The organism is Nonomuraea sp. NPDC059007 (assembly GCF_042740555.1).
Classification (GTDB): Bacteria; Actinomycetota; Actinomycetes; order Streptosporangiales; family Streptosporangiaceae; genus Nonomuraea.
On sequence record NZ_JBHYJD010000003.1, the window covers coordinates 54,353 to 66,690 of the forward strand.

Below are 12,338 nucleotides of genomic sequence, written 5' to 3' on the forward strand. Positions count from 1 at the left end.
TCATCCTCCCGTGTGGTGGTGCCAGGCGAGCAGCCGTCGCTCGGCCGCGAGGAAGGCCGCGTTCAGCGTGTATCCCACGGCGCCGAGAACGGCGACGGCCGCCCACATCTGGGGCGGGTCGAGCGACTGCTGGGCGAAGATCAGGCGGTGGCCGATCCCGCCGGTGGTCCCGACCAGCTCGGCCAGGACCATGAGGACGAGCGCGGCGGGCAGGCTGATCCGCAGCCCCGCCGCGATGTACGGCGCAGCCGACGGCACGACCACGAACCGCAGCCGCTGCCCCCGGCTGAGCCGGTAGACCGCGGCCACCTGCAGATGGGCCGGGTCGGCCGCCCTGACGCCGTCCATCGTGCTGATCAGCACCGGCCACACGACCCCGCAGGCGATCGTGGCGATCTGCATCGGCGCGCCGAACTGGAACAGCGCCACGAACAGGGGCACCAGAGCGGGCGGCGGGATCGAGCGCAGCAGGTGCACCACCGGCTCGGCCACGGAGGAGGCGGTACGCGAGCGGCCCACCAGCGTCCCCGCGGCGACCCCGGCCAGGCCGGCGATCGCCCAGCCGCTCAGCAGGTGCGCGAGGCTGGGCACAAAGTCCTCCAGCGCCTCGTCGGTCAGGAACAGCCGGGCGGGCGGCCCGGAGAACCACAGCTCCCACGCCGCCACGACGATCCCCGACGGCGGCGGATAGTACGCCTGCCCCGCCATCCGGGCACCGGCCTCCCAGAGCGCGGCCAGCACGATCGCCGCCCACCACCGCCTCACCGGGCCGCCGGCCCGAACCGCCGCAGCGCCGTACGCTCGGCCAGGACCAGCAGGCGGCTCAGCGCCAGCCCGAGCACCCCGGTCCAGACGGCGGCGGCGAGCATCGCCGCCCGGTTGCCCGGCCCACCGGCCAGATCCCGCAGGAACGTCCCGACCCCCGCCGACCCGCCCGCCAGCAGTTCGGCCCCCACGGTGACGATCAGCGCGACCGCGACCGCGTGCCGCACCCCCGTCACCACGTACGGCACCGCGCTCGGCAGATGCAGTCTGGCCACGATCGCCGCAAAGGGGAACCCGAAGGCCCGCAACGTGTCGACGGCGACCGGATCGGCGGAGCGCGCCCCGTAGAGCGCGTTGAACAGGATGGGCCAGGCGCAGGCGTAGGCGGCGAGCCCGGCCCTGAGCGGCAGGCCGGGGCCGAGGATGAGGATGGCCGGCGGGATGAGCGCCAGGGACGGCACCGGCCGGGCGAACTCGATCACCACGCGGGCGTGCCGCTCCAGCGCGGGCAGGCAGCCGAGCGCGAGCCCCGCCGGTACGGCCAGCGCCAGGGCGATCAGGACGCCGAGGAGCGCGGTGCCCGCCGTACCGGCGAGCTGGGTCCAGAAGCCCGGATCGGACCCGAGGTCCACCCCCGCGCGCAGCACGTCGACCGCGCCCGGCACGCCCGCCGCGGCGGCCGCCTGGAGGGCGAGGCCGAGCAGCAGGAAGCCGGCCGCGCCGAGCAGCACGCGCCTCACCGCGCGGGCGTGATCAGATCGGCCGCCCTGACCGGCCGCTTGCCGCCGAAGTAGCCGAGCCTGGCCATCGTGTCGGAGACGCCCTGAAGGGTCGCCGCGTCGGCGGCCTGCGGGTAGGTGCCGATCGCGAGGCCCCCGGGAGCGGGGTTGAGGCCCTTGACGTACGTGGGCAGGATCTCGCCGAGTGCCACGCGGTCGGCGGCGATGCGGGCCCCGGCGGCCATGGCGCGCTGGAAGGCGGCGACGGTGTCGGGGTTGTCCTTCACGAACGCGGCGGTGGCGGCGTATCCGGCGACGGGGAAGCCGGCGGGGATCTCCGCCACGGTCGTCATGCCCTTGGCCGCCGCGGCGCCGGCGAACGGCTCGCCCAGGAAGGCGGCGTCGACCTGCTTGTTCTCCAGCGCCGGGATCATCTCGGGGAACGGCACGGCCACGAAGTCGCGCTTGTCGTCGAGCTTGACGCCCGCCTCCCCGGCGGCCCGGCGGACCAGCAGGCTCGGGACGGAGTTGAGGGCGTTGACGGCGATCTTCTTGCCGGACAGGTCGGCGAGGGTCCGGATGGGCGAGTCCTTGGCGGCGACGATCCGGTGGGTGCCCTTGCCGGTGTGGTAGCCGTCGGCCACGACCTTGAGGTCGGCCAGGCCGCCGGCCTGGGCGTTGAACCAGGTCAGGTAGTTGCCGAAGGAGATGTCCATGCTCTTGCCGATGAGCCGCGGGAGCGCGTCGGCGCCGCCGCCCAGGACCTCGATCTTGACATTGAGCCCTTCCTTCCGAAAAAGGCCGCGTTTGTCGGCGATATACACGGGCGCCACGTCGATGATGGGCAGGACCCCGATCACCAGATCGGCTTTTTGCTGTCCCGGCGAATGCCGGACGGTATCAGGACCGGTGCAGGCCGTCAGCACTAAGCAGGCGACGACGGCGGTCAGACGGGCTGTCACCGTGGGTTCTCCTCTGGCTCGGCGAAATGTCTGGCGGATAACTCCGAATGATCCTCCGATCATTACCGCGAAATTCGGCCATTTCGTCCATACCTCTTGGTAGAAAGCACTCTGTTCTTGATCGGAGCGCAGGAAAGGCAAGGCATTGACGCGAAGAATCGGCAGGGTCCCCCAGCTGCCGCCGGACAGCGGTCTCAACATCGTGATTCTGACCATGGCGGCCTCCATGTCCGGCGACCGGCAGAGCGCCGAGATGCTGGCCGAGTGCGCGGAGACGCTGTTCGCCGAGGGCGACGACGCCGACGCGCTCGACTGGTTCTCGCTCATCGTGGAGGGCGGCGAGCCCGAACTCGCCCCGCACGCGGCGCTGCGCATCGGCGACGTGCTCGTCGACGAGGACATGGCCACCGCCCAGGCCGCGTGGCGCCACGCCGCCGACCACGGCGCCGGGCAGGTCGCGAAGATCGCGCGCGACAACTTCGAGGTGCTCGCCCGCCACGACGTCGAGCCGCGCACCAGCCCCGCCACGGCCGAGGAGGTGATCGGCCGCGCGGCGCTGGCGCGCGGCCGGATGTGGGTCGCGGAGGGCGACCTGCGGGCGGCGGCCCACGCGTTCGGCCAGGCCACGGAGTCGCCGATCCCCGACCTGGCCGCCGAGGGCCTCGCCTACCTGGGCTCGGCGCTGGCGCTGGCGGGCGAGCCCGGCCAGGCCGTGCCGGCGCTGGAGCGCGCGATCGCCACCGGGCACCCCCGCTACGGCCCCATGGCGGCGGTCGACCTGTCGTCCATCCTCAGCGCCCGGGGGCAGCACGACCGGGCGATCGCCGTGCTCAGGCAGGCGCAGCGGGGCGAGGGCTGGGCGGCCTCCATGGCGGCCGTCAACATCGGGGTGCTGCTCGCGCGCGAGCTGGGCGACCTCGACGCCGGTCTGGCCGAGCTGCGCCGCGTCGCCGCCGGTCCCGACCCGATGGCGGCCGCGGGCGGCCTGTTCAACCTCGCCACCCTCCTGGAGGAGAACGGCGACGCCGCCGGCGCACGGCGCGCCTACCAGGACGCCGTGGCCCGGCAGCAGCCGATGTTCAGCGGGAAGGCCGCGGTCAACCTCGGCATCCTGGAGACCAGGGAGGGCGACCTCCAGAGCGCCGAGACCGCCTGGCGGCTGGCCGTACGGGTCGGCGGGCCCGAGGACCAGGCCAAGGCCCACGACATGCTGGAACGGCTCAGCCTCCTCGACCCGGCCGACTCCCTCTCCAGGGGCGCGAACCTGCTGGCGGAGGGCGAGCGTGAGGCGGCGCTGCGCGAGTTCGAGCTGGCCATGGACAGCGGCCATCCGCTGCACGCGCCGTGGGGCGCCGCCCATGCCGGGTTCCTGTTCTCGATCGAGTCGGGCAGGCAGGGCGCCGAGGCGGGGATCGGCCGGCTGCGCGAGGTGGGGCAGGCCGAGCTGGAGCCGAGGGCGTGGGTGCTGTTCGGCGTGCTGGCGGCACGGCACGGCGACCTCGACGCGGCCGAAGCCGCCTGGCGCACCGTCCCCCGTACGGCCCGCGACGCCTTCCCCGCCGCCGCCTGCCTGCTGTGGGTGCTGCACCGGGACCCGGCGCAGGCGGAGGGGGCGTTCGGCTGGGTGCTGCAGGTGGCCGGCGATCTCGCGCGCGACGTGGTGGAGGCGGCCGAGCAGATCGGGCACGTACGCGCCCGCCACGGCGACGAGGCCGGGGGTCAGGAGGCGTACGAGACGAGCCGCAGGCTGGCCGCGCTAGCGAACTGACGGGTGCCCGGTCTCGGCGGTCTCCTCGCGCAGGGCCTCCCACAGGAGGTTCAGCGGGTGGTCCGGGGCGTAGCGTTCGCGTTCGCCCTTCCTGGTGAACACCGCGGAGACCATCTCGACCTTGGACTCGACGTCGTGCACCAGGTCAACGACGCGTAGCGACCCGCCTTCCGCGACGCGTCTGGCCAGGGTGCGGGTGACGATCATGCAGCCTCTGGCCAGGCGGGAGCGCAGCAGGGCGAGGCCGTACTGGACGTCCTCGATCTCCGCGGCGATCGTGAGGCGCTCGCGGAAGGCCGGCCCGAACCAGCGCGTCAGGAAATCGGCGATCAGCCCGCTGCCCGGCACGACCAGCGGCAGTTTCGCGAGCGCGCTGACCGGCGCCGAGGGGCCGGGCAGGTCCTCGTGCGGCAGGTTGGTCAGCAGGACGGGGCTGCCGCGGCGCCATTCGAGCACGTCGTAGGCGTCGTGGGCGGCGGGCGCTCCGACCGGGGTGACGACGCTGCCGCACAGCAGGTCCACGCGGCCCTCGTCCAGGCGCGGCCAGAAGTCCTTGGTGCGCACGTGCACGAGCCGGAACTCCACGCCGCGCCGCGTGAACTCCGCCGCCACCCGATCCCACGCCCGCGACAGGATCCACAGCGTGAACTCGGTCGTGCCCACGGTCAGCGTCGTGCCGATGCGCCGCCGGCCGGCGTGCACGTCGTCCATCAGCTCGGCCAGCACCTCCTGCGCCCGCTCGACCAGGCTCTCGCCGGTGGGTGTGAACACGAAGTCCTTGCCCCTGCCGCGCTTGCTGACCAGGACCTCGCCGCAGAGCGCCTGGTAGGTGCGGTTGAGGCTGTCGAGCTGCTTCTGCACGCTGGACTGCTCCCTGCCGAGCAGCCGCGCCGCCTGCAGCGCCGAGCCCGTCCGCCGGACCACGGCCAGCGTCCTGAGCTGGTCGAGGCTCGTGTCGAGCAGCGCGGGCGGGCAGCTCAGCAGCAGGGCCAGCGGCTCGTCGGGCGGCACCAGCTCGGGTAAGGGCGCGGACATGCCACTAACCTACTGCCTCACCCGCCGCGCCCCAGCCCCGCCTCGCGCGCCCGGACGATCGCCTGCGCCCGGTCGGCCACCTGGAGCTTGGCGAAGATGTTGGAGACGTTGTTGCGCACGGTCTTCGGCGACAGATGGAGGCGCTCGGCGATCTCGCCGTTCGAGCGGCCGGCCGCGATCAGCTCCAGCACCTCACGCTCACGCGCGGTCAGGTGCGGGAACGGCCTCGCCCCCGGCGCCTCTCCCCGCGCCAGCCGGGCGAAGAACCCGCTCACCCGGGCCGCCAGCGCCTGCCCGAAGATCACCTCCCCGCCCGCGACCGCGGTGATGGCCCGCAGGATCTCGCCCTGGTCGGCGCCCTTGAGCAGGTAGCCGCGGGCACCGGCGACCATCGCCGCCAGCACGGTGTCGTCGTCCTCGTGCATGCTCAGCACCAGCACGCCGGCCTCCGGCACCTCGGCCACGATCCGCTCGGTGGCGCGGATGCCGTCCATGCCGGGCATCTGCAGGTCGAGCACGACCACGTCCGGCCGCAGCCGCACGGCCAGCTCGACAGCCCCCAGCCCGTCGGCCGCGGTGCCGACCACCTCGGCCCGCCCGGTCGAGTCGAGCATCATGCGCAGCCCGTCGCGGTAGACGGGATGGTCGTCGGCCAGCACGACCCTCGGTACGCTCATCCGGCCCAGCCCGACGGCAGGACCGCGTGGATCCGCGTGCCGCCGCCCGCGCCGGGCGTGACCGCGCACCGGCCGCCCAGCTCGCGCGCCCGCTCCCGCATGGCGGCCAGCCCCACGCCCGGCGCGATCTCGGGACCCACGCCCCGGCCGTCGTCGACCACCTCGACCTCCAGCTCGCCCTCCGCCGTGCTCAGGCGGATCTCGCAGGTACGGGCCGCCGCGTGCCTGGCGACGTTCACCAGAGCCTCGCACACGATGCGGTAGGCGGCGACCTCCGTCGCGGCGGGCAGCTCGCCCAGGTCGGCGTCCACCCGTACGCGCACGTCCAGGCCGCCGCCGCGGAAGCGCTCCGCCTCCCGCTTCAGCGCCTCCGCCAGGCCCCAGCGGTCCAGGGCGGGCGGCAGCAGGTTGTGCACGAGCCGCCTGACGTCCTCGATGACCGTGCCCAGATCGCCCCGCACCTGACCGAGCACCTCCCCCGCCGCCCGCGGATCGCGGTCCAGCAGGTTGCGGGCCGCCTCCACCTTCAGCGCCGCGGCGGCCATGGCCGGGCCGAGCCCGTCGTGCAGGTCCCTGCGCAGCCTGCGGCGTTCCTCCGCCACGCCGGTGACCAGCCGCCCGCGGCTGAGCCGCAGCTCCTCGGTGAGCGCCACCGCCCGCACCGCCGCGGCCGTCTGACGTACGACGTCGGCCAGCAGCCGCTGGTCCGCCTCTGCCAGCCGGCCGCGCGGCACCAGCGCCAGGCGGCCGATCCGCTCGCCGCGGTAGGTGATCGGCAGCACGAGCACGTCCGCGCGCGGCTCGCCGTACTCGGCCGTGAGCGTGCCGCCGTCCTGCCCGTCGAGCTCCACCCTCACGTACGGCGAGCCGAACGCCCGCGACACCGCCCGCGCGGCCTCCGGCAGCGGCCCGCCCGGCCCGCTCGCCTCCTCCAGCCGCTCGGCCAGCGCCGACACCACCTCGTACGGCTCCGCCCTGCCGGTGAGCATCCGGTTCACCCAGCGGCGTGCCCGGTCGCGGACCGGGGCGTAGGCGACGGCGACCACCGTGGCGGCCAGCACGGCGGCCACCGGCTCGTCGATCAGCGCGCCCAGGCCCACGAAGATGGGGACGTCGACGGCCACCACCGCCACGGCCAGCCCGCCGTACAGGATGGTCCAGCCGAGCAGCGGGTCGATGTCGTAGAGCCGGTAGCGGCCGACGGCGACCAGCACGGCGCCCGCGACGGCCAGGAGCGACGCGACGAACGTCAGGTCCTGCGGGATGCCGTCCACCGCGAGGGGCAGCACGATCAGCACGCCGTTCAGCACCGCGGCCAGCGCCATCCAGCGCAGCTGAGCCCGCAGCACGCCTGCCGAGCCGCGGAAGCGGCGCACGAACGCCACCACGGGCACCACCGTGCTCAGCGCCAGCAGCGCGGGTACGGCCGGCAGCACCGACAGCCACACCTGGTCCGGCAGGAACGGAACCGGCAGATCGACCCCCGGCCACGGGGCGCCCTGTCGCGCGGTGTCCGTGACCAGGCGCCAGGGGACCGTGACGAAGACCGCCACCGCGAGCCCCGCCGAGGTCAGCGTCGCCCATGCCGCGGGCCGCCAGCGGCGGGTGGGCAGGCGGCCGTCGGGGAAGTACAGCAGGACCAGCGGGGTCACCAGGTTCAGCAGCGGGCCCAGGCGGGCGCCGGTGAACAGGGCGGCGGCGGTCAGCGGGAGCCGCCCGCCGTACGTCTGCGAGGACAGCACGGCGTAGGCGGCGCCGAGCCCGTTCAGGCTCGCCACGAGCGCGCTGCCGAGCAGCAGCCAGGTCATCGGGTGCCGGGGCAGGCGGCTGGACAGCACCAGTCCGGCCCCGGCCAGGGCCAGAGCCGGGATCGTGGACGACCAGATCGACCAGTCGAGGGGTTCGGGGCGCGGGGCCGTACCGGAGAGAAGGTCCAGGCAGGTGGCGGCGAGGACGCCGGCGGCGGAGAGCACGGCCACGGCGGTGGCGGCGGCTCTGGGCAGGGGGTACCAGAACACCGTTCCAGCGTGACACAGCAGGACACCCGTGACAGGGGACCGGTATCCCTCCCGGACCGGGACATCTGCCCCGCTCAGACCGGGACCTCGTGCTCTGGTGGCCCGGGACGGCGGCGGGAGAGCGTGGGTGCCTCATCGACCTTCAGGAGGCACCCATGATCACCCACAGCACTTCGGCCAGGGCGGAGGGCGGCCGGCTCGCGGGGGCGCTGCTCTCCGCCGGCGCTGCGGCGTGGGCCGCCGGCACGGTCGTCGTGGGCGAGAAGATCCAGGAGGGCGTCCAGACGCTCGACACCGTCACGGGGATGATGTTCGTGGCGGGCGTCTGGGCGTTCGTGTGGCGGGTCTGGACGACGCGGGCCACCGGCGAGCGTCTCGGCCGGGTCGTCCCCCTCGGCCTGCTCGTGCTGCTGCCCGCCGCGTTCCTGCTCAACGTCCTGTCCTTCGGCTACGCCACCCACGACGAGTTCCCGCTCTGGATGCAGATCCTGGACGCCGCGTGGCCGCTGAGCATGCTCGGGATGCTGGCGCTGGGGATCACGATCGCCGCCGCCGGGCGGGTCGAAGGGCCGCTGCGGTGGCTGCCCCTGCTGGCCGGGCTGTGGTTCCCGGTGACGATGGCGGCCCAGATCCTCGGCGGTCCGGCGGTGTCCACGTACGTCAGCGCCGCCTGGCTGATCGGCACCTACGGCGTCATCGGCCTGCTGATGGCCAGGCGCTGAGCGGACGGCGCGCGGGTTTGCCAGGGGCCGGGCCCACGGGGACCATAGGGAGTCATGCGCGCACCCGACCCGAACGCCGAGCAGGTGAAGGCGGCCGTCGAGGCGTTCCGCATGCTCAGCGACGGCACGCGGCTCCGGCTCATGTGGCTGCTGTCATCGGGCGAGTACGACGTCGGGTCGCTGGCCGAGTCGGTCGGCGTGCCCCGGCCGTCGGTCTCGCAGCACCTGGCGAAACTCCGCCTGGCGGGCCTGGTGGAGACCCGCAGGGACGGCCGCCGGGTCCTCTACCGGGCCCGCGACGCCCACGTGCGCGCGCTGATCCACGAAGCGCTGTTCCACGCCGACCACGAGGTCTCCGGCATCCCCCGGCACGACTGAACACGGCTACGAGCCGGTGTCCACCACCGTCGGGACGTCCTCGAACACCAGGGCGCGCAGGGCGTCGGCCGCCGCGCGGTCCAGCACCGTCGCGCTCGCCGCCGGCCCCGGCGAACCGGCGCGGACCTGGGTGAGCAGCCGCCGCCAGCGGCGGCTGTGCCGGTCGAACGTCGCGGCCGGCACCACCCGGCCGCGCGCGTGCTGCCCCTCCAGCGCCGTGCGCGGGTCCACGTCCAGCAGGATCAGATGGAACGGCCGGCCGCGCCGCCTGGCCAGCCACGCGAACCCGTGCAGGACGTGCGGCCAGGCGCCCCGGTTGTGCGCGACCACGGAGTGCCCGGCGGACAGTTCGCGCCCGATGCGCGACACGTGCCCGACGTAGACCACGAACGTGCGCACCGGCTTGGGCGCCCACGACAGCCTGCGCCCCCACCGGTTACGCGACTGGCGCGAGTCGATCACCCGGACCTGGCCGATGGCCACGGGCTCGTGCTCGTCGCCGGTCAGGCCGTACAGGCGGGTCAGCAGGGTGCTCTTGCCGGCACCCGGCAGCCCGGTGAAGATCACGAGCGAGCCCGGCGGATAACGGAGAGCCTCGTTGGATACCACGCGGCCTCCCGTTATGGCGTGAACGTCGGCGCACACTCTACCCGGCCCCCGTGGGAAAGACGTCGAAGTGGACGATGACCCGGGCGGTGCCCGGATGGCCGGGCCCGCGCTCGTCCGACACCACGCGGTAGGGCTCGATCACCTCCATGACGGCGTCGCGCATGGCGATGCTCTCCTCGGTCGTCAGCCTCAGTGAACGGCGGGACAGGCCGCTGGCCTCCACCCACTCCCTGGGGGTTTCGGGTTCCTCGGCGAGCCAGCGTTCGAGTTCGGCGCCGCGCTGCCGCACCAGGTCCTGGAGGAGGACGCGGATGACGCCGAGCGTCTCGCTGTCGGCGGCGTCCTCGGGCGTGCCGTAGCCGAAGCCGCCGGGGGTCACCCGCCAGTACTTCTCCTTGCCCTTCCCCATCCCCTCCGCGACCTCGATCATCCCGTGCCTGGCCAGTTCGCGCAGGTGGTAGCTGGTGGAGCCGGTGTTCTCGCCGACGCGGCCTGACAGCTGGGTGGCGGTGGAGGGGCCGAGCTCCTCCAGCAGTTCGAACAGCCGCAGTCGCAGGGGGTGAGCGAACGACTTCATGGCGTTCACGTCGAGGGTCCTCTTGGAAAAGCGCTTGCCCGCCATGAGTGTGCAAACCTATCTTTGCAAAGAAACACATGCACAGTTTTCTTTACACACTAGCGGAGCCGTGATGCGTTCGTTCGGATTTCTGTGGTCGTCATCGGCGCTGTCGAACCTCGCCGACGGCGTGCTCAAGGTCGGCACCCCCCTGCTGGCCGTCACGTTGACCCGCTCCCCGGCCGAGGTCGCGCTCGCCGGCGTCGCCACCACCCTGCCCTGGCTCCTGCTCGCCCTGCCGGCCGGGGCCGTGGCCGACCGCCAGGACCGGCGGCGCATCATGGTCCTCGCCAACGCCTTCCGCGCCGCCCTGCTGGTGGCCGTCGCCGCCTTCGCCTGGTCCGGCACGTTGTCGCTCGGGATCCTGCTGGCCGCCGTCCTCCTCTCCGGCATGGCCGAGGTCTTCGCCGACACCTCCGCCCAGTCGGTCCTGCCGATGACCGTCCCGCCCGACCGCCTGGCCTGGGCGAACGGCCGCATCGTAGGCGCCCAGACGGTCGGCAACGACTTCATCGGCTCGCCGCTGGCCGGCGTCCTGGTCGCCCTTATCCCACCCGCCATCCTCGGCACCCCCGGCATCCTGTACGGCTTCGCCGGGCTGTTGCTGCTGGGCATGCAAGGCACCTACCGCCCCACCCCCGCCCCCACCACGGAAACCACCACACCAGCCGCCGCCTCGTCCGCCCTCACCACCCACGACGCGGTGTCCGCCTCCGGGCCTGGCTCGCGCGCACACACCGCCACCCGTCCCAGCGCACCCGCACACACCACTCCGAACCCGACCCGCACGCCCGGACATGCCACCCCGGACCCGGCCGTCCCCGGATCACCCGCACACACCACCCCCGATCCGGCCACCTCCGGATCGCCCGCACACACCACCCCGGACCGGGCCGTCTCCGGACCGCCCGCACGCATCGCGCCCGATCCGGAGGGCGCCGGTGCCTTGGGTTCCGGGGCGGCCGGAGGCTCTGAGGCGTCCGGATCGGGGGTGGACGGTGGGGCGGGGCCGTACCGGCGGAGTCTGGTGGGTGACATCGGCGAGGGCCTGCGGTACCTGTGGGCGCACCGGTTCCTGAGGTTGCTGGCGGTCTGCAGCGGGATGCTGAACCTCGGCAACGCCGCCTTCTTCGCCGTGTTCGTGCTGTGGGTCGTCGGCCCGGGATCGCGCATGGAGCTCTCGCCCGCCGCGTACGGCCTCATGATGACCGCCTTCGCCGTCGGCGCCGTGGGAGGTTCGTTCGTGAGCGACCGCGTGATCCGATGGGGTGGCGAGGGACGGATGCTGGTGGGTTCCTGGCTGGTCAGCAGCCTGCTACTGGCGGCCCCCATCCTGGCGCCGCACCCGGCCGTACTGTTCCCCGTGGCGATCCTGTGGGGCGCCACCAACACCTGGTCCAACGTGATCGTCATCTCGACCCGCCAGCGGATCATCCCCGACGGCCTGCTCGGCCGCGTCAACTCCGCCTACCGACTGATAGGTATGGGCGGCATGCCGATCGGCGCCGGAGTGGCCGGCCTGATGGGCGAGGCCTGGGGCCTTCTATCGGTCTTCATCGCCTCGCTAGCCATCTGCCTGGCCGCCGTAGCCCTGATCTCCCGCGCGATCCCCGCCTTCACCCCCTCAACCCCCCACCCCTAATCCCCCTCGCCCCTCGCCCCTCGCCCCTCGCCCCTCGCCAGCGCGCAGGACACCAACGAGCGCAGTGGTCGACAACCCTGGAAGAGGCGCCACCAGGATCGCCGCTGACACGCTGGCCGACGCCTCACAAGGCGAGGCCATCGGCGTCACGCCGGACCGCGTGGTGACGGCACAGCAAGCGCCACAGCGCAGATGCCGGCACGGCGTCGGAACGGTCTCTGCGGCGAGACCTCGTGGCGAAGACCGCGGCGGCGGCACGGCAGGGGTGGCGGCGAGCAGCGCGTGGGGAACGGCGTTGAGCGCGGGCGGGTGGCAGACGCGGGGAACGGCGTTGAGCGCGGGCGGGTGGCAGACGTGAGGAACGGCGTTGAGCGCGGGCGGGTGGCAGACGTGAGGAACGGCGTTGAGCGCGGGCGGGTGACGGGCG

The 12,338-nt window shown here is 73.7% G+C and carries 12 protein-coding genes; 4 read left to right on the top strand and 8 right to left on the bottom strand.

The window, feature by feature from the left end:
- From ACFWY5_RS05565 to ACFWY5_RS05575, 3 genes are read right to left on the bottom strand one after another with little or no spacing between them, the layout of a single operon-like run.
- Positions 1–765, bottom strand: a complete 765-nt coding sequence (locus ACFWY5_RS05565) for an ABC transporter permease (RefSeq protein ID WP_379630630.1) — start codon at positions 763–765, stop codon at positions 1–3.
- Complete coding sequence (locus ACFWY5_RS05570; RefSeq protein ID WP_379612852.1) at positions 762–1,505, bottom strand: ABC transporter permease; 744 nt, start codon at positions 1,503–1,505, stop codon at positions 762–764. The genes ACFWY5_RS05565 and ACFWY5_RS05570 overlap by 4 nt, the downstream gene beginning before the upstream one ends.
- The gene (locus tag ACFWY5_RS05575; RefSeq protein ID WP_379630631.1) at positions 1,502–2,446 is read right to left on the bottom strand and encodes an ABC transporter substrate-binding protein; all 945 of its coding nucleotides are present in this window, start codon (positions 2,444–2,446) and stop codon (positions 1,502–1,504) included. The genes ACFWY5_RS05570 and ACFWY5_RS05575 overlap by 4 nt, the downstream gene beginning before the upstream one ends.
- A 145-nt stretch (positions 2,447–2,591) precedes the next feature.
- On the opposite strand from ACFWY5_RS05575, the gene ACFWY5_RS05580 reads away from it, so the two are divergent.
- The gene (locus ACFWY5_RS05580; protein ID WP_379630632.1) at positions 2,592–4,214 is read left to right on the top strand and encodes a tetratricopeptide repeat protein; all 1,623 of its coding nucleotides are present in this window, start codon (positions 2,592–2,594) and stop codon (positions 4,212–4,214) included.
- Here ACFWY5_RS05580 and ACFWY5_RS05585 read toward each other — a convergent pair.
- Genes ACFWY5_RS05585 through ACFWY5_RS05595 form a run of 3 tightly spaced genes read right to left on the bottom strand, consistent with a single transcriptional unit; the run spans position 4,203 to position 7,944 of the window.
- The gene (locus tag ACFWY5_RS05585; protein WP_379630633.1) at positions 4,203–5,249 is read right to left on the bottom strand and encodes a LysR family transcriptional regulator; all 1,047 of its coding nucleotides are present in this window, start codon (positions 5,247–5,249) and stop codon (positions 4,203–4,205) included. The two genes, ACFWY5_RS05580 and ACFWY5_RS05585, sit on opposite strands and share 12 nt — an antisense overlap.
- Before the next feature lie 17 nt (positions 5,250–5,266).
- On the bottom strand, positions 5,267–5,926 hold the full coding sequence (locus tag ACFWY5_RS05590; RefSeq protein ID WP_379630634.1) for a response regulator: 660 nt from the start codon (positions 5,924–5,926) through the stop codon (positions 5,267–5,269).
- Complete coding sequence (locus ACFWY5_RS05595) at positions 5,923–7,944, bottom strand: sensor histidine kinase (protein ID WP_379630635.1); 2,022 nt, start codon at positions 7,942–7,944, stop codon at positions 5,923–5,925. The genes ACFWY5_RS05590 and ACFWY5_RS05595 overlap by 4 nt, the downstream gene beginning before the upstream one ends.
- A gap of 155 nt (positions 7,945–8,099) precedes the next feature.
- On the opposite strand from ACFWY5_RS05595, the gene ACFWY5_RS05600 reads away from it, so the two are divergent.
- Together ACFWY5_RS05600 and ACFWY5_RS05605 are read left to right on the top strand one after the other, a co-directional pair.
- Complete coding sequence (locus tag ACFWY5_RS05600) at positions 8,100–8,666, top strand: hypothetical protein (protein ID WP_379612858.1); 567 nt, start codon at positions 8,100–8,102, stop codon at positions 8,664–8,666.
- Between the two features lie 54 nt (positions 8,667–8,720).
- Positions 8,721–9,044: an ArsR/SmtB family transcription factor gene (locus ACFWY5_RS05605; RefSeq protein WP_379612859.1), complete on the top strand. Its 324-nt coding sequence runs from the start codon at positions 8,721–8,723 to the stop codon at positions 9,042–9,044.
- A 6-nt stretch (positions 9,045–9,050) separates the two neighbouring features.
- Here the strand turns inward: ACFWY5_RS05605 and ACFWY5_RS05610 are convergent, their stop codons facing one another.
- Together ACFWY5_RS05610 and ACFWY5_RS05615 are read right to left on the bottom strand one after the other, a co-directional pair.
- The gene (locus ACFWY5_RS05610) at positions 9,051–9,653 is read right to left on the bottom strand and encodes an AAA family ATPase (protein ID WP_379630636.1); all 603 of its coding nucleotides are present in this window, start codon (positions 9,651–9,653) and stop codon (positions 9,051–9,053) included.
- Between the two features lie 37 nt (positions 9,654–9,690).
- Positions 9,691–10,230 (bottom strand): winged helix-turn-helix domain-containing protein, encoded by a 540-nt coding sequence (locus tag ACFWY5_RS05615; protein ID WP_379612992.1) that lies wholly within the window; start codon positions 10,228–10,230, stop codon positions 9,691–9,693.
- 112 nt (positions 10,231–10,342) lie between these two features.
- Here ACFWY5_RS05615 and ACFWY5_RS05620 point away from each other — a divergent pair, with 112 nt between their 5' ends.
- Entirely contained in the window at positions 10,343–11,911 is a 1,569-nt protein-coding gene (locus tag ACFWY5_RS05620) for an MFS transporter (RefSeq protein WP_379630637.1), read from the top strand.
- The last annotated feature ends 427 nt before the right edge of the window (positions 11,912–12,338 follow it).